This is a genomic window from Brevundimonas sp. (assembly GCF_003248455.1).
Classification (GTDB): Bacteria; Pseudomonadota; Alphaproteobacteria; order Caulobacterales; family Caulobacteraceae; genus Brevundimonas.
Genome location: NZ_QFNM01000001.1, coordinates 62,152 through 81,657 on the forward strand (window position 1 = coordinate 62,152; position 19,506 = coordinate 81,657).

Below are 19,506 nucleotides of genomic sequence, written 5' to 3' on the forward strand. Positions count from 1 at the left end.
TCCGTCGCCTGGGGCGCGGGTCTTGCTCGCTGGACCCGGATCGTCGCGCGGCCCTGAGCCAATAGCCCATCGTGCGCGAGCGCCAAGACTGCTGAGAGCGGTTGGTCGGCTGTGCGATCGCTCGGACAGCCTGGCCCAAGCGATGCACTCAAACCGCAGTTTTGAGAGGGTCTGGCTTCTTTCCGTCAGGGAGGAGGCGTCTCAGTTCTTCGTGGACCACCTCAGCCGAGAAGGGCTTCGTGATGAACGCCGCCTTTTCAGGTATGTCTTCCGCTGCGGGACGGACATTGCCGCTGGACACGACGATTTCAATGTGGGGCCAATGCTCGGCGACATGACGCGCAAGAGCGAAGCCGTTCACGGATCCTGGCATTTCGACATCCGTGAAGAGCACGACGATCGACTCCGCCATCTGAGAAAGGTGTTCCAGCGCTTCATCTCCGGAAGCGGCTTCGAGACAGCGGAACCCCGCCTCCTCAAGAATCTGATAGACATCGCAGCGGATGATCGCGTCATCGTCGACAGCCAGGGCGTACGGAATGGTTGACGTCTGCATCCCTAGACAATCCGACCCGGAGCATTGGGTTCAACGACACATGCCGTCGCGAACATGGATGGCGCCAGGACACTCCAAAACCGGCGAAGCGCCCTGAAGGTCGCCGACACTTTCCGCGATGCCTTGCGGCAGGCGGCTTGCGAGGTACTATGCCTGCGGCGGGCCTCGACCGGATAGCCTTCGATCTTGAGCCAGGGGACGTTCTGCGTCGGCGGCGATCGCGGGTGAAGACGTTGAGCTTCACACAGAAGTTCCCGGCCCGCCCCCTCCCCTCGTCCAATCCATTACGGACGTCGTGGTCACCATCGGGCTTTGCTTAGCCGGAGCCATCGCTCTTTCTCGGACATCGGCACCTCCGCCAAATCCGCATGGTCACGCCAGTGCGTAATGACGCCCTGCTCGACTTCGAAGATGCTGATGGCCCGGACGTCCAGCACGCCTCCGCGGCGCGCGGTCAGGAGGTAGGCGCTCTCGGCGATCACAAGATCATCTTCGGCGACGCATTTGAGAATATGAAGTTCGAAAAGCGAATAGGTCTGAAAAAGCCGGCGCCAGAACCCGAGCAGCGCTGTTCGACCGATCAGGTCGCCCGCGATGTCGAACCGCGCCACGACATGCTCCGCAAGATAGGTCTCAAGCCGCCGCACATCGCGAAACGCGATCTCCTGGGCGAAAGCTTGAACGACGGTTCCGGGCATCTACGACATGATCACGGTTCAGAGGATCGATCATGATCCGATTCTTGATCAAAAATCGCGTAGGGCGTGTGGCGCCAAATCAATCCGGTTCGACGACGCCGGCCCGCACCGCGACTGCGACCGCCTCAATTCTTGTCCGGACCCGGAGTTTCGAACAGACCTTTTCCAAATAGCTGTCGACCGTTCGGGGTGACAGCCCGAGGATGCTTCCAATATCGCCCGAACTCTTGCCGCGCGTGACCCAGATGAGGCATTCGTGCTCTCTCGGGCTCAACGCGAAGCTCTGAGATTCGACATCCGCTTGAGGGTCCGGGGGCATGATTTCACTCGCCTTTGACCGTCGCATCGTGGCCCGCCCTCTCCGACCCGACAACGCAAACCCGTTGCGGCGACTCCGCAAGAAACTTGCGGAAGTGCGTCAGCCAATGCGGTCGGACCGCTGGCCCGTAGCGCTTCACGGTCCCCTTGCCGTGCGAACTGAAGGCGCCTAATCCGTTTCACGTCGGGCGCCGTCAGATAGGGGCGGAACTTGAGCCGGGGTCTGCCTTAGGCGGAGGCGGCGTTTCACCCTGAAGTCGCGGGCCTCTTCGCAGAGGATTCCTCGCCCGACCCCTCCGCCTTGCACCCGGACTTGGTTTGATTCATGGTTGGACGTCGGCGTTCGCGTCGATAGGGGCCGGGAATCCCCTGTGCGAAGCTCAACCTTTACGACCGCGCCCCGACGCGCGGCGTCCGTCCGCCATCGACCGCGGCGCACCCCTGAGTGCGTCCGGCCTGCGCGGGCGCGCTCTCGGATTCCCGCCGTCTGACAGCCGGCTGGAGGTCGCGTTGAGCGATGTGAAGGAGATGAATCCGGGCGCAGCGGCGAGCCTCAACGGGCTCTACCGCCGCTATTCGGGATGGCTGGGAAAGCGGCTTCGCGGGCGTGTCGGCGTCGACGAGGCGGACGACGTTGTGCAGGAGACTTATCTGCGTCTCACCCCGTATCTCCTTGAAGAGATCCGACACCCCAAGGCGCTGCTCCTCCGCGTCGCGCTTAACCTTGTCCGCGATGAGCGGCGCCGCCTGGTCCGGCGTGACCGCGCGTTGCAGGGTGAGGCTTCGATCCTGGGCGCAACGACTGACACGCCTGTCGATCGCCTCTATCTTAAGCAAATCCTCCAGACGATGCCGCCTCTCTACAGGGACGTCTTCGTCTTGAGCCGGTTTGACGGTATGACATACCCAGAGATTGCTCTGGCTCACGGGATCAGCTTGGCTACAGTCGAACGACGTATGGCCAAGGCTGTCGAGCACTGCATGGCGCAACTGGACGTCTAAGGCACGAACGATGACTGCCGAGAAAGACCTGGACGCAAGACGCCGCGAAGCCGCGTCATGGTTCGCGACCCTCAACCAGAGGCGGGTCGCGGCTTCGGATATTACAGCCTTCAGCCAATGGCGCCGGAACCCGGAGAACGCCGAGGCCTATGCGCGCATCGAGACCATGTGGGAGGCGGCGGGAAGCCTCAAGGGGGACGCCGACATCGCAGCCTTGACGCAGGGTGCGCGCGCGCGCGCCGACGCATCGCGTCAATCTCAAGGCCGGGTGGCCAAAAGTGTCGTTCCCTTGGGGGCGATCGCCACGATCGCCGCGCTCGCGATCGGCGTCGCCCTATGGTCCAGCCGACCTCAGTCTTACGAGACGGATTTGGGGGAGCGCCGGGTAGTGGTCCTGGATGACGGGTCGCGGGTGACGCTGGACACTGCTTCCAGGATCCGCGTGAAGCTGACCCGCGGGCAGCGCGCCGTAGAACTGGCCAGCGGTCAGGCCTTTTTTGAGGTTGAGGGCGACCCCGACCGTCCCTTCGTCGTCAGCGCCGGGGCGACAGACGTCACCGCCGTTGGCACCCGGTTCGACGTGCGTCGATCGGGAGACGGCGCTCAGGTGACCCTCGTCGAAGGCAAGGTCGATGTCAGCGACCGTTCGGCGGTCTCTCAGGGGTGGTCCCTCACGCCCGGCCAGCAGATCGTCACGACCTCGCTTCGTCCTGCCGTCCGGACCGTGGACGTCGCTTCGGAAACGAGTTGGACGACCGGGCGACTGATCTTCTCTGGCGACACCGTCGAAACCGCCGTCGCCGAGGTCAATCGCTACAGCCGCACCAAGGTCGTTCTTCAGTCGCCCGGCATCTCCCGCATCGCTGTCAGCGGCGCTTTTAACACGGGCGACGTCGAGGGGTTCGTTTCCGCGCTCGTCGAACTTTATCCCGTCGTCGCCGAGCGGACGCCAACCGGTCAGATCGTCATCCGTGACGCGCCTGCGAAAAATGCAGCGGTGCGCTGAGGGGTTTTACCGCGCCCCATCGTCTCTTCCCCGACCCGCGTCTGTGCGGGTATCCATTTCGGGGGAGTGTTATGCGTATCGGTCCTTGTTCCACGGCGCTTGGCGTATTGATGCTGGCGGCGGCGACGCCCGTCATCGCCCAGGCGCAAACGGCTGCCGTGCAGTTCCGCGTTCCCGCCGGCCCGCTGCAAACCGCACTGCCCCTGTTCGCGGCCCAAAGCGGCGAGCAAATTCTCTACTCCACCGACCTCGTCGCAGGCCGCCAGTCCCCCGGCGTCAATGGCGCGCTTGGGACGGACCAAGCCCTCACCGCCCTGCTGCAGGGCACCGGACTACGGGCCCGACGGACGAGTTCCAATACTCTCGTCGTCTTCGATCCCACCGCCCGTGCAGAAGCGACGGACGAGGCGGTCGAGATCGCGGAAGTGATCGTCACTGGCAGTTTAATCCGCGGCGTCGCCGACGGCCCCTCGCCTGTCATCACCGTGACCCGGGACGATATCGACCGGCAAGGACATGGAACGGTCGCCCAAGCGCTTGCTGCACTTCCGCAGAATTTCGGCGGAACTGCGAATGAAGGGGCCTTGCAGAACGGCGCGGACAGAAGCGCTTCGAATGGCGGATTTGCATCGGGCGTGAACCTCCGCGGGCTGGGCAGCGATGCGACGCTGGTCCTGATCAATGGTCGGCGTCTTTCAGGCACCGGAGCTTTCGGTGACTTCGCCGACGTGTCCACCGTGCCGACAAGCGCGGTGTCCCGGATTGACGTTTTGCTCGACGGCGCCTCAGCCCTTTATGGCTCAGACGCTGTCGGCGGGGTCGTCAACATCATCCTGCGACGCGATTACGACGGCGCCGAGACCCGGGCGAGATACGGGCAAACCGGCGATGGGGCGACGCGGGAATATCAGTTCGGGCAAACGGTCGGCCGGCTTTGGTCGAGCGGCGGCCTGATGGGGTCTTACGAGTACAATAACCGCGAGCCGTTGGCGGTGGCGGACCGCCCCCTTGCTGGAAACGCCGACCTGCGCCCCCTTGGTGGATCCGACCGGCGCCTCAACTACGCCAATCCCGGCAACCTCGTCGCCTACAACGCGGCGCTCGGCGGCTATGTCTCCGCCTACGCCATTCCTGAAGGACAAAACGGCCGGAACCTCAGACCGTCGGATTTTCTTGCGGGCCAGACCAACCGCAGCAACCAACGCCAGGGGATGAATGTCCTTCCCCGCCAAGAGCGGCACAGCCTCTACCTCACCGGTCATCAGGACCTGGGCTCCCGTCTCACTCTCAGCGCCGATACGCGGTGGGGCCGCCGGGAATGGGAAACCGTGTCTGCGCCGATCGTCACGCTGATCACCGCGACGCCTGCAAACCCCTTCTTCGTCTCGCCGACCGGAGCCGCATCACATCTGATCGCCTATTCCTTCCTCGACGAACTGCCCAATCCGGTCTTGAGCGGAGACGCCGAGAGCCTTGGCCTTTCGCTAGGAGCGGATCTTGAGATCGCTGGCGACTGGCGGCTGAGCGGTTATCTCGCCTACGCCTCGGACGAATCCGAGAACAGGGGCTCCGGCGTTCTGAACTCGGTGTTCCTGCGTGAGGCGCTTGGCACCCTCGCCGACAATCCCGCCACCCCATTCAGCGCGTCACGCGATGGCTACTTCAACCCGTTCAGCGATGGCGGCTCCAGCCCTCAGGCTGTGCTCGATTTCATCAGCTCCGGCTGGAACTACACTCGCGGCAAGACCGAGGTGCGGTCGGCAAACCTTCAGATCGATGGAACGCTGTGGGCCCTTCCCGGAGGCGACCTGAAGCTGGCGGCAGGGCTGTCACTCCGGCGCGAGGACTTTTCCAGGGAGTCTGGCAACCTGACCTCGGCGGTGACTCCGACGATCGGCGCGCCAGCCGAGTTTGACCGGCAAGTGTCCAGCGCCTTCGCAGAAATCCGCGCGCCTCTCTTCAGCGAAACCAACGCGCGCGCCGGCCTCAAACGCCTCGAGCTCTCGCTGGCGCTGCGGTACGAGGACTACGACGATATCGGCAGCACGCTTAATCCCAAGGTCGGCATGGTCTGGGAGCCCGGAGCCGGCCTCCTGTTTCGCGCAAACTATGGATCCTCGTTCCGCGCTCCGGCCCTGCGTGAGATTCATGACCCCACCCGACAAAGCCCGACCTTCCTGACGCGCGGAGCGGGCACGACCCTGTCCCTGATCCTCTACGGCGGCAATGCCGACCTCAAGCCCGAGGAAGCAGACACCTGGACAGCAGGTGTGGAGTATCGCCCTGCGGCGATCGACGGCCTGCGGCTGGGGCTGAACTGGTTCCGGACGGACTTCGACCAGCGCATCGGACAACCGGCCCTGAACAGCGTCTCCACCGTCCTGACGGATCCGGCCCTGGCGTCCTTCGTGCGCCTGATCAATCCGGTCACGAATGCGGAAGATCGCGCAGCGATCCAGGCATGGCTGGATCTTCCGAGCACGGTGACCGGTGGCTATCCCGCGACCGCCTTCGGCGCGATCGTTGACGCGCGATATGTCAACACGACCCGCGTCGAGGTCGAGGGCTTGGACGCCAATCTCGACTACCCCTTCTCGCTCCGGGGCGAGGCGTTCCAGGTCTCGGCAAATCTCAGCTATCTCGACCGCTTTGAAAGCCAGAACACCCCTGGGGCGCCGGTTGTCAGCACGCTCAATCGCCCCAACGAGCCGATTGGGTTGCGCGGGCGAGGCACCCTGCGGTGGTCCCGGGGGCCCTGGACCGCGTCGACCAGCGCCAACTTTGTCGACAGCTACCGCGACTTTGACGGGGATCGTATCGGATCCTGGGTGACCGCAGATGCGCAAATCGCGTTTGCCCCCGAGCACGGCGCGCTCGCCGGGACTACGATCGCCCTCAATGTCCAGAACGCCTTTGATCGCGATCCACCATTCTGGGACGGGCTCGAAGGAATCGCGTACGACGCCGCCAATGCGAACGTGCTCGGACGGTTTGTTTCGGTTCAGCTGACGAAGGCGTGGTGACGTGCGCCACGCTCTTCACGGGTTCGTCTGCGCCCTGGCGCTTGGCTTCATGGGCGCCCACGCCCAGACACCGTTCAACATCGACGATCTTCTCGGCCAGGAATCGCTCGGCAACATCCGCATAAGCCCGAACTCGCGCTGGGTGGTGATCGACCGGGAGGCGGCTTGGAATCAGGCCGCCTCCTACGATCTCGGGCAATACACGGCACAGCTTCTGACGCGTCTGGAGGTGCATGACGCGTCTGGCGAAGGCCCGGTGAGGCGCGTTCAAGACCCAGGCCACGCCACCGGGTACATTTCGGGTCCCTTCTCTCCGGATGGTGGGCGGATGGTCGTCTATCGGCTCACCGCCCGCACGCTTCGACTAGGGGTCATGACCCTGTCGACAGGTTCAATCCGATGGCACGATCTGACCCCCGAGTGGCCCAACATGGGCCAGACGATCGCTTGGCGCTCGGATCACGAGTTGGTCCTTATCGCCCGTCCCGATGACGATCTGCCCCTCGGCATGCGTCATGGCTGGGAGGCGCAGGCGCGGGCTTCAGCGCTCTGGGCTGTTGCGGCGGCCGGACGCCGTCCGTCCAGCGTCGCCCTGATGAGCGGCGCGAACCGCGACGCGCATCGTAGGGCGCGGCCGAGCGCCCTGGTTCGTCTCGACGTGGCCACGGGCGATGTCACCACGATCGCGCGTGGCGAGTTCTTCGACTTCACACTGTCTCCGGACAGGCAGGCGGTGGCGGCGATGGCCGTGACCGACGACATCCAAACAGGGACAGACGAGCCAGTACTGACCGGAACGCCGGCACGGCGCCGACGGTTGACCATCGCCGCCCTCGATAACGGTCGAGTGCGGCCAGGTGACGAAGCGGCTGACTATCTCCCCTATCTATTGGCGTGGAGCCCGGACTCGCGTCGGGTGCTGACCTTCCGTCGCCAGGATGGCCAATCCTGGACGCAGGGTCGTTTCACGGTTCTTGACCGCACGAACGGCGACCAGACGCTCGACGTTCAGGGGGCCCGACCCCGCATAGACGTCAACGGCAGTCAGATCCCCTACGCGAGAGGGACGTGGGACGAAAACCGGCCTGTCGTTCTGGTGGAAACGGAGGATGGCGCACGGTTCTGGCGCCGGATCGAAGGCAACGGCCGGTTCGCCGACGTCACCGCCCGCCCAGGCCAGGTTCTGGCTCAGCGAAACGGCCATCTGCTTGTCGGAGAGGCGACGTCGTGGCGCAGCCTCGACGGACGGGACGAAGGTCAGCGTCCCGCCCGAGCCGTCTCCAGCGATCGCGCGCAAGATGAAGGCGGACGGGCTGCGGTCAATCCTGACCCTGTGACTGTCGCAGACTGGGTTGGTCAGGATGAGGCGGGCTGTCTGGTCAAACAGATCGCGCCGACGGTGAGGACCTGCCTCGGCCTTCCGCCTGCCCTGCCCTCCATCACCGCCGCCAGCAAAGACCTGAGATTTGTCATCGAAACGCAGATGTCCGCGACCGGGTCGACCGTCGTCCGGCTTCGCAACGCCGAGGGCGTTCGACCCCTTCTGACGCTGAACGCAGCGCTCGACGATCGTATGTGGGGCGAGATCCGGCCCATCGAACACAGCGCGCCGGATGGAACGCCCTTGACCAGTTGGCTTCTCCTGCCCCCCGGCGGGGAACACCGGGACCTGCCCGTCGTCATGATCATCTATCCCGGCACGATCTACCCTACGGCCCCAACCTGGCTGAGGCCCGGAAGCGAGCGACGCCACATCAATCCTGCCCTGCTCGCGGCCGCCGGCTACGCCGTCCTCGTTCCCAGCCTGCCGCTGTATGACCGAACGGGCCAGGCTCTCGCGGACCTCGCCCCCCGGCTCGAGGCCATCCTGGACCGCGCTGCGGAGACCGGCCTCATCAGCCCGGATCGCGCCGCCGTGCTGGGTCACAGCTATGGAGGGTACGGGGCGATGACCGTCGCAACCCAGTCGCGTCGCTTCCGGGCCATCGTGGCGTCCGCCGGTCGCTCGGACCTGACCGATCTCGCGGAACTACCACCGCAGTACGTTCTCACGCCTGAAAACGGCGTACCGTTCAACGTCAGCCTGGGCTGGGCGGAAACCGGCCAGGGCCGGATGGGCGCTTCGCTCGTGTCGTCGCCACAACGATATATCGACGCCAGTCCGATCTACAGCGCTGCGGCCATCACCACCCCCATACTGATGATCGACGGGGATATGGATTTTACGCGCGGTCGCGGCCTGTTCGGGGCGCTGTACCGTATGGACAGGGAAGCCGGTCTCGTCACCTACGCGGGCGAAGGCCACGTCTTCGTCAGCCCCGCCAATATCCGCGACCTTCATACCCGGATCATCGCTTGGCTGGATCGCTATCTCTCAGCGTCTGCTGAGGCGGGCCTCCCAGTTTCGCACCCAGCTCTCGAGGACGCCAACCAGGACGATGCGATTGTGCTGGCCGTCCCAGATCAGATGGTCGTCCGTCAGGACAGCCGAAAACAGCTCCCTGTCGACGACCCCTTCTTCAGCAAGCCTGCCTTTTAGGAGGTGTTTGCGAAGCATCGGAAGACTGAGTTGGTTGATCCGGCCGTAGTAGCGGGTCAGATCGCCCTTGTTACGCCGGTCTCGTATCATCGGTGACAGGCGTTCTTTGAAAGCCTTGCGGGCGAAGCCTCGATCCCGTTCGCCGACGGCGAGGAGGTCTGTCGGGAGGGCCAGACAATGCTCCATGACGGGTTGACTGAGGAAAGGGTGGATCAGCGGCGCGGCTCGCGCGCGCAGGCAATCTCGCCAGAAGACCTGACAGTTGGCGAGTTGGCGGATTTGCATGCGTTTGGCCGGTGGCAGATCGCCCGTCGCCCTGTTCCAGGGATGAGGGTCGTCGTCCATCCCAGGCCGTTGTCCAAACATCGGACCGAGCGCCGCTCGAGCAACGGCCCACGCCGACCGCCGAGTCCATCGCCCCACGTTCGCGAGGTAGCGGGGATGAAGGGCCCCGAAGTCCCCTCTGAACAAGCGATCGGCGGCGATCCACGGCGTTGCCTGCTGGAAAAACACCGCGTCCCCGCCCTGCCCGGTGAGGGACACCGCCCGACGCCGCGACAGGCGCGCTGCCATATCAGCGTCGTAGGTGGTGTCGACGCCCTGGAACGCTGGCCGGATCCCCTGACCCAATCGCGCCAGTTCAGACGCAAGCACTGCCTGAACAGGCTTGGCGACCTCCGTGAGTTCGGCTTCCAAATGGGCCGAGGTGGCCCGGGCGTAGGCGCGTTCGTCCCCCTCGATCCAGGGTCCATAGTAGTTCACAAGCTGCACTCCGCTGCGAGGCTTGCATTGAAGCAGGCTCGCCACCGTGATCGCGGAATCCAGACCTCCAGACAGCTCAGCGATCACCGTGGGGGCCCCATGCGTCAGCGAGGCGATGGTGCGGTCCACGACCTCAACGAGCGCGTCCGGATCCGTCTCATACCGGCGGCCGAAGACGTCTTTCGGTCGCCAGACGGCAATCTCGGTGCACCGGCCTAAATCAGCGAACCCGCCCGCGTCGATCGTCCTAACGCCGCGCAGGGCGACGTGACGCACAGAATACTGTGAATGAACCAACATCCGGCCCACCGCCTCCCAGTCGATCGCGACCTCTCGCGGAAGCAGGGCGTCAATCTCGGCAGGCCATTGATCGCTGACGACCGTCAGACCGTCACGCCGCCAATGCGCACAATCAATCGCACCCGAGGGGTCACGAAGAACTCGCAGGCCACTGTCGTCCGCCCGCCAGAAAAACACGTAGTTGCCCCAGCCCTCAGAGGTCACCGCCCGAGCGAGTGCGACAGGGTCCCGGTTCAACCCGACAAGGGCGGACAGGGTCCGCTCGCCATTGGGACGCCAGTCACCGATCAGGAGGTGCTTGGGACCTACCAGCCGCGCCGCGTGGCGAGCGCGAGGACCGAGCAGCAGGCTGATCTCCCCGACGTCCCAGACCAGGGACCAGCCTCCATTGAGAAGATCCGCCGTCAGGGTCTGGACCAGGGCCAGGGCTTTGCCTGCCGCTTGCGACCGGTCCAGGACGACGTAGCCGGTGTCCGATGGCTTCGCGGTCATCGACACAGGATCGGCGTGTACGCACGCAGGCGTTCGTGATCGTCGTTGAGGCAGACATCACCGGACTGAACCCAGCAGTGAGCGCTGAACGGCCAAAGCCTGACGCCGAACACCCAGTCTGCGGTCAGGCCCAACTCACGCAAAAAAGCGACGAGCAGCATGGACCGCTGGAGGCATTCCCCGTCGAACGGCAGCCAGGGCTGAATCCTCCAGAGGGCGCCCGCTGCGCGGCGGGCGGCGGCCGGGTCTTCTCGCCGTCGCGCGCGCCCGACGACGGAGAGTTGGCTCGCAATACCTTCGCGTCGCTCCGCCCTGCGCACGCTCAACGCCGCAGCAACCAGCGGCGCGACATCGGAGAGCCTCAGCGCCGCGGGAGCATCGTGAAGGATGGATCCAGACGGCGTCGCCGGCAGCCTCTGCGGTGGTTGCCCGGGCTCCGCTTGCGCCAGTCCCACCTCGTGCAGGGCGTCGGCCAGCGGGCCTGATACCCTGCAAGCGTTGTCCTGGCATGCCGGGTGAAAGTGCGCCGCAGCGCCTGGAATGCAGAGATAGTCGTCGCGAGCGAGATCGAGAACGACCAGGTCGTCGTCAACGGGCGCTGCGAACACATGCAGCCGCAAAAACAGCGGCTGCGCTGTCGGCGCGATGACGTCCTTTGAGGCCAGAGTCTCATGGATCAGCAAGACACGCTCCTAAGGGGCGGGTTGTGTCGGGAAAAAAGGCGCCGGCTCACGCCGACGCCTTTCCGTGTCAGGCCGAGCGGGCGCCCGGGGTGACGTAGCGCAGTTCCTGGATCTGCTCGAGGTCGCCTTCTTCCTCGACAGCCTTGGTCCGCAGCTTGGCGGAGCCCAGACGGATCAGGTTCATGGACTTCAACATGGTAGTCGCCTCCGATCGTGGCCGATCCGGGGATCGGCGGTTTACGGCGTCACTCGCCACTAATCTTGAGATGAGCGACCGGGCGCCGATCTAGAGCCGGCGAATGCCGGCAGGGTTCAGCGCGCCGCGGACGGCTGGCTATCCCATAGGAAGATCTGGATCTGCTCCATGAAGCCCGTCTCCGAGTCCGCACGGGTGGCGCGTTTGGCTGATCCTACGCGCACGAGGCGCAGTTTGGTTTTCGTCTGCATCACTGCCTCCTGAACGGGCGGAAGCGCCCGCTGAAGACAGGTCACGCCTTCGGAGGTGTATTTTCAAACTATATTTGCAATATACTTCAAGCGGACTGCCGCATCACCTTCTCCACGGACACCGAAAGGGCGATCCGGCCTTGGTGATATTCGTAGAGCGCGCTCGCCAACTCCGCGCTGTTGTTGTCTAAGCGCAGGCGTTCGATTGCGAGGACGATGTCCAATCCCGTGTTCTGCAGGAGCGCTTCAATTCTGCGGATGGGTCTAAGCTGCGTAGAAACGCGGCGATAGGCTTCGAAGACCGCGCTGTTGTCCCCATGCTGCGCGAGCCGGTCAAATATGGACTCGACCCGCAACACCGGATCCGCCGACGGTTCTGTGGTCGGCGCTTCGGGCGAGACACCGTCCGCGGAGCCCCAGCGCAGGAACTGGTGGTGAAGCTCGTAAAGCCCGACAATGTCAGACGCGGTGGGACTGGGCGCGAAGTAGCCGCGTCCTGGCCGATGCTCGATGATGCCTTCGCCAGCGAGATGGGCGAGCGCCTCGCGTACCGGCGTAGGACTAAGACCGAGCTCGTTCGCCAGACTGGTTGCGACAAGCGGAAGACCCCAGCCGAAGCGCCCCGCGGCGGCGTAACCGGCCAGGGCTGTGTGAGCCACAGCGAAATGATCTCTCTCGCGCATCACGACCCGCCCGTCCGCACGCGGCGCGACGCCTTGCAATCACACAGCCCCTCTAAAGGACGAAACAGAGCCGATCGGCGAGTAGCTGAATGGTGAACATTAGTTATCATAAAAGAACCGCATGTTCTTTGCGCACTTTCCACAAGACTCGGGACACCGTGAGCTTCCCGTCTTTCATTTGATGCTCAACTGCCGCATTTTTCAACCACCGGGAGTAAGGCGTCGAGAATCGCGTTGACCTCCACAACCCGAGGCAGCCGAGCTGATGGAAAGCGACCGACCCCGCTCTCAGAACGAAATCCTGGCTGCAGCGCTGCGGTTGATCCGGCTGCACAGGCGGATGAAGCCGGCCGAGGTCGCCGACGCAATGGGCATGGCCAAGCGGTCCTACGAACACTTCGAAGCTGGAAAGGGAAAGATCAATCTCGAGCGTATCCACCGCTTCGCGGAGGCCACGGACAGCGATCCCTATGCGATCATCGACTGCATGGCGCTGGGATCCCCGGAGTTCGCCGTCCGCTGCGCCGACAACAAGGCAATGCTCGCGCTTCGGGTCGTCACACAGGAGTTCGACGAGGAGGTTGGCGATGCGATCATGGAGCTCGACACACGCTCGATCATCAACGCCTTCACCCGAACCCTGAAGGATCTCGGAATGCAGGCCGTGAGACGGGATGACGCGGCCAAGGCCTGGCTCGATGAACGGATTGGACGGCTGGTAACGCCTTCGAAGGACGAGGAAGACTGATCGGGGTTCGCCTCACACCGTAGATTTCCTGTCCGAACCTTGCGGTCTTGCCGCAAACTTCGATCCGGGTCTGGCTTGAGTCCATGACCCAGTCGCTTCCCCTTTCCCCCGATCATGCCGCAACGCGTTCCAGCGACGGCCTGTCCGCTCGCCAGGCCGACTGTCTGCGTCTGGCCGGCCAGGGGCTGTCATCGCGTCAGATCGCGCGTCGCCTCGGCGTGTCGGCCCGCACGGTCGATGACCACATCCTCCTTGGGTGCCGGTGGCTCGGAGTCAGGACCCGGGTCCAGGCCGTCGCGCTTCTGGTGAGAGACGATCGCCGCGCCGCCGAGCCCCGTAGTTTCACCCCGTAGCTCTCCGGTGGCGCCCTAGCGGATCGAACGTGCGCGGCCGATGCGGTCTGCTGAGGGCTCTCAACGGAGCCCTGCCTTGCTTGATCTCGCCCTCGTCCTCGCCCTCTCCGCCCAGTGCGCACCCGGCGTCTCGCCGCAGACCCTGGCCGCGATCGCGCATACGGAAAGCCGCTTCAACGCCCTGGCGATCGGCGTCAATCGTGGCGCTGCCGTGCGCCAGCCCAGGACGCGCGAGGAAGCGGCGCGCGTCGCTCACCGCCTGATCGGCTCGGGCGCCAACATCGATCTCGGTCTCGCGCAGATCAACTCGAGCAATCTCGGATGGCTGCGTCTGACGGTGGAGGACGCCTTTGACCCCTGCCGCAACCTCACCGCGGCAGGGACCGTGCTGCGCGCCGGCTTCGACCCCGCATCCACGGGCTCTGACCGCCAACAGGCCCTGCGCGTGGCCCTGTCCCGATACAACACCGGTCATCCCGATCGCGGCTTTCGCAACGGCTATGTCGCGCGCGTCGAGGCCTCAGCGGCCCGCCTGGGCCTGGCCGTCTCCGCGCCGCTGCTAACCGAAGCCGCGTCAGGCTCATCCCCCGCTCAGGTCGCGCCGGATTCCTTCGCGCCACCCGCCGCCTGGGACGTCTTCGCGCGCGCCACCGCCAGCGCCGTCGTCCTCTTCGCCCCCGCCTCACAGACCAAGACATGGAGCGTCATCCCATGACCCTGTCCACCGTTCGACGCCGCCAATGCGCGGTCGGAGCGATCGCCCTGGCGACCACCCTGATGTCGGTGCAGCCCGCCTTCGCCCAGGCCAATGTCGAGGGCCTGCTGCAGAACGTCGTCGACATGCTGACCGGCAACACGGCCAGGCTGTTGGCCATTCTGGCTGTCGTCATCGTCGGCATTCTGTGGATGTTCGGCCTGTTCGATCTGCGGCGCGCCGCCATCGTCATTCTCGGCATCGTCGTGGTCTTCGGCGCCGCCGAGATCGTCGGCCTGATCACGGGCGGCGCCTGATGGCCCGGACCGACGCCTGTCTGATCGTCGCGGGGATCGCCGGCGGCCTGGCGCTGACGCTGATGCTCGGCGTCCGGCTGATCTCGCCGGCACGCTATGCCCAGGCTCTGGGGGGCGGCCTGGTCGGGCTCGCCGTGGCGAAAGCCGCCCTCGTCCTGAGCGGGGCGGACCATGGCTGAGGAACGACTGATCGAAGAGCCTCTGTTCCTCGCCTGCACCCGGCCGGCGATGATCCTGGGCGTGCCCATGGAGGCCATGGGCGTCAACGTCATGATCTCCGGCCTGGCCTTTCTTGTCGGCGGCAGCCTGCTCTATCTGCTGATCGCTCCGGCCCTGCATCTGGTCTTCCGGGCGATCTGCAAGGTGGACCACAACGCCTTCCGGCTTCTGCTGGTCTTTGTCGATACCAAGGGCCGGTCCCGCAACGGCGCCCTGTGGGGCGGGAGCTCGGCGACCCCCCTCCCCCTGGTCCGGCGTTACAGCGCAAGGGAGCTGGTCCGTGGGTGAGCTCCGTCTCTCGCCGTCGCGTCTGCGCAGGGAGGGCAACGCCCTGGCCGGCCTGCCCTATGCGCGCCACGCCTCAGACCACATCATCACGCTCGATAGCGGGGCGCTCATGATCGCCTTCCAGCTTCAGGGTGCGGCGTTTGAGACGGCCGACCCGCGCGATCTGAACGACTGGCACGTCAAGCTCAACCAGACCTGGCGCAACCTGGCTGACGACCGGTTGGCGGTCTGGCACCACATTGTCCGGCGCGAAGTCCAGCCCGAGGTCATGAGCGGGTTCCGCTCCGACTTCGCACAGGATTTGAACCAGGCCTACGAAGCACGGCTCGGAGGCCGGCGGCTGTTCGTCAACGAACTCTTTGTCACCCTAGTGCTCCATCCCGGCCGTGATCCCGGCGATCGCGCTGCGGCGCTCATGCGTCACCTGCAGACGGCCCGCCGTCAGGACACGGAGGTCGCCCCCGAACAGATCAAACGGCTCGAGGACGCCGCGCGAGATCTTGAACAGTATCTCGGCCGCTATGCGCCGCGCCGCCTTGGCCTCTACCAACACGGAGACATCTGGTGCTCCGAACCGATGGAGCTGGTTCGGCTCATCCTCACCGGGCGGCCGGGGCGCGTCCCCATCGTCTACGGCCATCTCGGATCCGCGGTTCATACGGTGCGGGTCATCTTCGGACGCGAAAGCCTGGAGCTTCGGGACGTCGACGCAGGCCGTTACGCCGGCGTCCTCGCCATCAAGGAATATCCGGCCTCGACCCGGCCCGGACTGTGGAACGCGCTGCTGAGCGCGCCCTTCGGTTTCGTCATGACCCAGTCCTTCGCCTTCCTGTCCAAGGCGGCCGGGCGATCGGTGATGGAGCGCAAGCAGAACCAGATGGTCTCCGCGCGGGACCGCGCCGCTTCCCAGATCGATGGCCTTTCGGACGCTCTGGACGATCTGGTCAGCAACCGGTTCGTGCTCGGCGAACACCAGGCGTCCGTCCTGGTCTACGGCGACACGCCCGCCGCCCTCGCCGACCACCTTTCGAAGGCGCGGGCGCATCTGGCGGACTCCGGCCTGGTCGTCGCCCGCGAGGACCTCGGCCTCGAAGCCGCCTTCTGGTCCCAGTTCCCCGGCGGCTTCGCGCGGCGCACGCGTCCGGCCGCGATCACCTCCCGCAACTTCGCCGCCCTCGCGCCTTTCCATGCCTATCCCGTCGGAAAGCCACACGGCAATCACTGGGGACCGGCTGTGGCGACGCTGCGCACGACAGCCGGATCCCCCTTCTACTTCAACTTCCACGTCGGCGATCTCGGCCACACCTTCATCTGCGGCCCCTCCGGGTCGGGCAAGACGGTCGTCCAGAACTTCATGCTGGCGCAGCTGGAGCGGTTCGACGCCCAGCAGCTGTTCATCGACAAGGACCGGGGCGCCGAGATTTTCGTTCGGGCCTGCGGCGGGACCTATCTGGCCCTGCGCAACGGCGTGTCCACGGGGTTCGCGCCCTTCAAGGCGTTGGAGCCTTCACCCGCCAATCGCGCGTTCCTCAGCCGACTGGTGCGGACCCTGGTCGCCCGGCCGAACGAGACCCTGTCGGTGCCGGAAGCGCGCGCCATCGACGAAGCGGTCGCCGCGCTCGAGGCTCTCCCGCGCGAGCGACGCTCGCTTTCGGCCCTGCGCAGCCTGCTCGGTCAATCGGACGTCGGCGGCGTCGGAGCGCGACTGGAACGCTGGATCCGGGGCGGGCCGCTCGGCTGGGCTCTGGACGGCGACGACGACGCCCTGTCGCTGGACGCCCGCTTCGCCGGCTTCGACATGACCGATGTGCTGGACCACCCCGAGGTCCGCACGCCGATGATGCTCTACCTCTTCCACCGGATCGCCCAGCGGGTGGATGGGCGTCGGCTCGTCCTCGACATCGACGAGTTCTGGAAGGTCCTGGGCGACGCCGCCTTCACCGACCTGGCCCAGGACGGCCTCAAGACCTGGCGCAAGCAGAACGCCCTGATGGTGTTCGGCACCCAGTCCCCGGCCGACGCGCTGCGCTCGCCGATCGCCCACACCATCCTCGAACAATGCGCGACCAAGATCTTCCTGCCGAACGCGCACGGCCAGGCCCGCGACTATGTCGAAGGCTTCGGCCTGAGCGAGGAAGAGTTCCGATTGATCCGGGACGAGCTGACGCCGGAGTCTCATCGCTTCCTGGTCAAACAGGGTCACGACAGCGTGGTCGTCGAGCTTGACCTCAAGGGGCTGGATGACGCGCTGGCCGTCCTGTCCGGACGATCCGAAACCGTCGCCCTTCTCGACCGGCTGAGAGCCGAGACCGGGGACGACTACGCCGACTGGCGTGGCCCCTTCCATACCCAGAGGAGACTGACATGAGACGCTCCATCCTTTCGATCGCTGTAGCGCTCGCCGCGATGACCGCTGTTCCGGCCCATGCCCAGCAGATTGTTTACGACCCCACGTCCTTCGCCCAGATGGTCAAGGATGCGCGCACTGCCATCGAACAGCTCGACAGCCTCAAGGCCCAAGTCCAGCAGGGCCAGGAACTGTTCGCCAGCCTCAACGAACTGTCCAACGTCAATGCGATCGCCGAGCGGCTGGGTCTGCCGGAAATCCGTAATCCGCTCCCGGACATGGCGACGCTCCGGTCGGCCGCCGACGGGGATCTGTCGGCGCTCGTCGAACTGGCCGAGCGCGCCGACGCGATCCGCCGCGAGACCCGCGTCTATACGCCGGACGCGCCCTCCCCCGCCGCCGACGCCCTGGAGCGGTCCGGGGCGCGGACCGCCCGTGATCTGGCGATCGGCGAGACCGTCGACCGGGCAGCCACCGATCGTCTCGAAGGCCTGGAGACGCTGCGCCGCGCGCTCGACACCGCGCCGAACGCGCGGGCCGTGATGGACCTGAACGCCCGGCTCGCGGCGGAACAGGCCCTGATCCAGAACGAACAGGTCCGGCTGCAGGGCCTGGCCCTGACCCAGGCGGCCGAAGCCCGTCTCGAGGACCAGCGGGCGCGGGAGCGGATCGCTGCGGAACGGTCGGCCCGCATGGACGCCTACCGCCAGGCCTTTCAGTGAAAGCCGCCCTGCTCCTGCTCGGCCTGCTCGCGGGTTGCGGCGAGACGGAAGCGCCCAAGGCTGAACCGCGCCCGGATCGCGCCGCCCTCGAGGCGGCTGTCGAGGACTGCGACCGCGGCGCCCGCCGGCAAGGCTGTGACGCCGCCCAGGCGCGTCTCGCCGAGGTCCGGCGGGACGACCGGATAGCCGCCTACCGGCAGGGCTTTTAGGAGGTCGCCATGTCGTTTCGGGTCTTCGAGCCGGCCTACACATTCCTCGACGAACGGCTGAGCGCCTTCCTCGGGGACCGGCTGGGCGCGGTGATCGCCGAGGTCGAAGGCCCGCTGCGCATCGCCCTGGTTCTCTACATCGTCCTATACGGTTTCGCGATCTTCCGGGGCGCCATCAGCGAACCCGTCATGGATTTCGCGATCCGCGCGATCAAACTGCTGTTCATCTATGTGCTGGCGACGACGCCCGCCTATTCGGACTTCGTCACCGAGCCCCTGTTTCGCGACCTGCCGAACCTTCTGACGCGGGCCATCAGCGGCGCGGAGACGCCGAACGTCGGCGCGGCCTTCGACCAGTTCCTCGCCTACGCCGGCTATCTCGGAGAAAAGATCGGCAGCGAGGGCTCGGCCTTCGACCCGTCGCCCTGGATCGTCGCCGCGGTCGTTTTCATCGTCGGCGCCCTGGCCTGCGCGCTCGGCTTCAGCGTTGTTCTCGTCGCCAAACTGGCTCTGGCCTTGTTGGTCACCCTCGGCCCCATCTTCATCGCCTGCGCCCTGTTCGACGCGACGCGGCGCTTCTTCTTCGGCTGGCTGTCCCAGGCGGTGAACTATCTGGTCCTGTTCGCCCTGATCATCACCATCTTCCAGCTCGTCCTGTCGCTGGTCCGGGATCAGTGGGGCGCGATCGAGGGCGGCGACCCGATGGTCGGCGGCCTGATCTTCATCGCCCTCTGTTTGCTTGGCGCGATCTTCTTCCTGCAGACGCCCGCGATCGCGGCCGGCATCGCCGGCGGCGCCAGCGCCGGGCTCGCCGACTTCGCCAACGCCGCCTCCTTGGGATCCAGCCCCAGCGCCGTCGCGCGGGGTCCTCTCGAGGCCAGCCGTCAACCGCCGCGCGGCGGCGGATCCATCCGTCCCACAGGAGCCCGCTAATGCCCTCTTTGCGAACACTGTCACGCGTCGTGTCGATCGCCCTGGCGGTCCAGGCCCTGTCCGCCTGCGCCACCTTCCGGACCGCCGATCCGCCGGTCTGCGACGGCCGCCATCGTCGACCCGCCAATCCCTACGGGTCGATCCTTTCCCCGGCAGCGCCATACGTG

21 protein-coding genes and 1 pseudogene are annotated in these 19,506 nt (G+C 65.7%); 14 read left to right on the top strand and 8 right to left on the bottom strand.

The genetic code is table 11. The features are described from left to right. Positions 1 to 148 precede the first annotated feature (148 nt). The 3 genes from DI624_RS00360 to DI624_RS00370 all read right to left on the bottom strand — a co-directional run bounded on the left by DI624_RS00360 (position 149) and on the right by DI624_RS00370 (position 1,600). Entirely contained in the window at positions 149 to 556 is a 408-nt protein-coding gene (locus DI624_RS00360; RefSeq protein WP_003170580.1) for a response regulator, read from the bottom strand. A gap of 299 nt (positions 557 to 855) precedes the next feature. Further along, the gene (locus DI624_RS00365; RefSeq protein ID WP_003170576.1) at positions 856 to 1,254 is read right to left on the bottom strand and encodes a nuclear transport factor 2 family protein; all 399 of its coding nucleotides are present in this window, start codon (positions 1,252 to 1,254) and stop codon (positions 856 to 858) included. 79 nt (positions 1,255 to 1,333) lie between these two features. Beyond that, a complete protein-coding gene (locus DI624_RS00370; protein WP_313553214.1) occupies positions 1,334 to 1,600 on the bottom strand; it encodes a helix-turn-helix transcriptional regulator in 267 nt (88 codons plus the stop codon). Between the two features lie 491 nt (positions 1,601 to 2,091). Between DI624_RS00370 and DI624_RS00375 the strand changes: the two genes are divergently transcribed. The 4 genes and pseudogenes from DI624_RS00375 to DI624_RS00390 form a co-directional block, all read left to right on the top strand. After that, on the top strand, positions 2,092 to 2,574 hold the full coding sequence (locus DI624_RS00375; protein ID WP_291535402.1) for an RNA polymerase sigma factor: 483 nt from the start codon (positions 2,092 to 2,094) through the stop codon (positions 2,572 to 2,574). 10 nt (positions 2,575 to 2,584) lie between these two features. Then, complete coding sequence (locus DI624_RS00380) at positions 2,585 to 3,580, top strand: FecR domain-containing protein (protein ID WP_291535337.1); 996 nt, start codon at positions 2,585 to 2,587, stop codon at positions 3,578 to 3,580. Positions 3,581 to 3,651: 71 nt separating this feature from the next. Then, positions 3,652 to 6,603 carry a TonB-dependent receptor gene (locus tag DI624_RS00385; protein WP_291535339.1) on the top strand — a complete coding sequence of 984 codons (2,952 nt, stop codon included), beginning with the start codon at positions 3,652 to 3,654 and terminating at the stop codon, positions 6,601 to 6,603. A 1,681-nt stretch (positions 6,604 to 8,284) separates the two neighbouring features. Beyond that, positions 8,285 to 8,968: pseudogene (locus DI624_RS00390) on the top strand (alpha/beta hydrolase family protein); the annotation flags it as partial. A 9-nt stretch (positions 8,969 to 8,977) separates the two neighbouring features. On the opposite strand, the gene DI624_RS00395 reads toward DI624_RS00390, so the two are convergent. From DI624_RS00395 to DI624_RS00415, 5 genes are all read right to left on the bottom strand, one after another. Continuing rightward, entirely contained in the window at positions 8,978 to 10,696 is a 1,719-nt protein-coding gene (locus tag DI624_RS00395; protein WP_291535341.1) for an asparagine synthase C-terminal domain-containing protein, read from the bottom strand. Further along, positions 10,693 to 11,379, bottom strand: coding sequence for a lasso peptide biosynthesis B2 protein (locus tag DI624_RS00400; RefSeq protein ID WP_291535344.1), 687 nt, complete (start codon positions 11,377 to 11,379; stop codon positions 10,693 to 10,695). Before DI624_RS00400 ends, DI624_RS00395 begins: the two co-directional genes overlap by 4 nt. A 67-nt stretch (positions 11,380 to 11,446) precedes the next feature. Then, positions 11,447 to 11,575: a hypothetical protein gene (locus DI624_RS00405; RefSeq protein ID WP_291535346.1), complete on the bottom strand. Its 129-nt coding sequence runs from the start codon at positions 11,573 to 11,575 to the stop codon at positions 11,447 to 11,449. Between the two features lie 116 nt (positions 11,576 to 11,691). After that, a complete protein-coding gene (locus tag DI624_RS00410; protein WP_291535347.1) occupies positions 11,692 to 11,826 on the bottom strand; it encodes a hypothetical protein in 135 nt (44 codons plus the stop codon). Positions 11,827 to 11,912: 86 nt separating this feature from the next. Further along, positions 11,913 to 12,548 carry a GntR family transcriptional regulator gene (locus DI624_RS00415; RefSeq protein WP_291535349.1) on the bottom strand — a complete coding sequence of 212 codons (636 nt, stop codon included), beginning with the start codon at positions 12,546 to 12,548 and terminating at the stop codon, positions 11,913 to 11,915. Between the two features lie 226 nt (positions 12,549 to 12,774). On the opposite strand from DI624_RS00415, the gene DI624_RS00420 reads away from it, so the two are divergent. The 10 genes from DI624_RS00420 (at position 12,775) to DI624_RS00465 (ending at position 19,339) form a co-directional block, all read left to right on the top strand. Beyond that, positions 12,775 to 13,257 (top strand): helix-turn-helix transcriptional regulator, encoded by a 483-nt coding sequence (locus DI624_RS00420; protein ID WP_291535351.1) that lies wholly within the window; start codon positions 12,775 to 12,777, stop codon positions 13,255 to 13,257. A gap of 83 nt (positions 13,258 to 13,340) precedes the next feature. Further along, positions 13,341 to 13,610, top strand: coding sequence for a helix-turn-helix transcriptional regulator (locus tag DI624_RS00425; protein WP_291535353.1), 270 nt, complete (start codon positions 13,341 to 13,343; stop codon positions 13,608 to 13,610). Positions 13,611 to 13,686: 76 nt separating this feature from the next. After that, entirely contained in the window at positions 13,687 to 14,325 is a 639-nt protein-coding gene (locus tag DI624_RS00430) for a lytic transglycosylase domain-containing protein (RefSeq protein WP_291535355.1), read from the top strand. Then, complete coding sequence (locus tag DI624_RS00435; RefSeq protein ID WP_291535356.1) at positions 14,322 to 14,621, top strand: TrbC/VirB2 family protein; 300 nt, start codon at positions 14,322 to 14,324, stop codon at positions 14,619 to 14,621. Before DI624_RS00430 ends, DI624_RS00435 begins: the two co-directional genes overlap by 4 nt. Beyond that, positions 14,621 to 14,800, top strand: coding sequence for a hypothetical protein (locus DI624_RS00440; RefSeq protein ID WP_291535357.1), 180 nt, complete (start codon positions 14,621 to 14,623; stop codon positions 14,798 to 14,800). The genes DI624_RS00435 and DI624_RS00440 overlap by 1 nt, the downstream gene beginning before the upstream one ends. Then, on the top strand, positions 14,793 to 15,128 hold the full coding sequence (locus DI624_RS00445; RefSeq protein ID WP_003170565.1) for a type IV secretion system protein VirB3: 336 nt from the start codon (positions 14,793 to 14,795) through the stop codon (positions 15,126 to 15,128). Before DI624_RS00440 ends, DI624_RS00445 begins: the two co-directional genes overlap by 8 nt. Then, positions 15,121 to 17,496: a VirB4 family type IV secretion/conjugal transfer ATPase gene (locus DI624_RS00450; RefSeq protein ID WP_291535358.1), complete on the top strand. Its 2,376-nt coding sequence runs from the start codon at positions 15,121 to 15,123 to the stop codon at positions 17,494 to 17,496. Before DI624_RS00445 ends, DI624_RS00450 begins: the two co-directional genes overlap by 8 nt. Continuing rightward, positions 17,493 to 18,197, top strand: coding sequence for a type IV secretion system protein (locus DI624_RS00455; protein WP_291535360.1), 705 nt, complete (start codon positions 17,493 to 17,495; stop codon positions 18,195 to 18,197). Before DI624_RS00450 ends, DI624_RS00455 begins: the two co-directional genes overlap by 4 nt. Beyond that, positions 18,194 to 18,406: a hypothetical protein gene (locus tag DI624_RS00460; protein ID WP_291535362.1), complete on the top strand. Its 213-nt coding sequence runs from the start codon at positions 18,194 to 18,196 to the stop codon at positions 18,404 to 18,406. Before DI624_RS00455 ends, DI624_RS00460 begins: the two co-directional genes overlap by 4 nt. A 9-nt stretch (positions 18,407 to 18,415) precedes the next feature. Next, complete coding sequence (locus tag DI624_RS00465) at positions 18,416 to 19,339, top strand: type IV secretion system protein (protein ID WP_291535363.1); 924 nt, start codon at positions 18,416 to 18,418, stop codon at positions 19,337 to 19,339. Positions 19,340 to 19,506: the final 167 nt, after the last annotated feature.

Coding starts and splice junctions, on each gene's coding strand:
- DI624_RS00360 (WP_003170580.1), bottom strand. CDS start 556: ATGCAGACGTCAACCATTCCGTACGCCCTGGCTGTCGACGATGACGCG.
- DI624_RS00365 (WP_003170576.1), bottom strand. CDS start 1,254: ATGCCCGGAACCGTCGTTCAAGCTTTCGCCCAGGAGATCGCGTTTCGC.
- DI624_RS00370 (WP_313553214.1), bottom strand. CDS start 1,600: ATGCGACGGTCAAAGGCGAGTGAAATCATGCCCCCGGACCCTCAAGCG.
- DI624_RS00380 (WP_291535337.1), top strand. CDS start 2,585: ATGACTGCCGAGAAAGACCTGGACGCAAGACGCCGCGAAGCCGCGTCA.
- DI624_RS00385 (WP_291535339.1), top strand. CDS start 3,652: ATGCGTATCGGTCCTTGTTCCACGGCGCTTGGCGTATTGATGCTGGCG.
- DI624_RS00395 (WP_291535341.1), bottom strand. CDS start 10,696: ATGACCGCGAAGCCATCGGACACCGGCTACGTCGTCCTGGACCGGTCG.
- DI624_RS00405 (WP_291535346.1), bottom strand. CDS start 11,575: ATGTTGAAGTCCATGAACCTGATCCGTCTGGGCTCCGCCAAGCTGCGG.
- DI624_RS00410 (WP_291535347.1), bottom strand. CDS start 11,826: ATGCAGACGAAAACCAAACTGCGCCTCGTGCGCGTAGGATCAGCCAAA.
- DI624_RS00420 (WP_291535351.1), top strand. CDS start 12,775: ATGGAAAGCGACCGACCCCGCTCTCAGAACGAAATCCTGGCTGCAGCG.
- DI624_RS00425 (WP_291535353.1), top strand. CDS start 13,341: ATGACCCAGTCGCTTCCCCTTTCCCCCGATCATGCCGCAACGCGTTCC.
- DI624_RS00435 (WP_291535356.1), top strand. CDS start 14,322: ATGACCCTGTCCACCGTTCGACGCCGCCAATGCGCGGTCGGAGCGATC.
- DI624_RS00440 (WP_291535357.1), top strand. CDS start 14,621: ATGGCCCGGACCGACGCCTGTCTGATCGTCGCGGGGATCGCCGGCGGC.
- DI624_RS00445 (WP_003170565.1), top strand. CDS start 14,793: ATGGCTGAGGAACGACTGATCGAAGAGCCTCTGTTCCTCGCCTGCACC.
- DI624_RS00455 (WP_291535360.1), top strand. CDS start 17,493: ATGAGACGCTCCATCCTTTCGATCGCTGTAGCGCTCGCCGCGATGACC.
- DI624_RS00465 (WP_291535363.1), top strand. CDS start 18,416: ATGTCGTTTCGGGTCTTCGAGCCGGCCTACACATTCCTCGACGAACGG.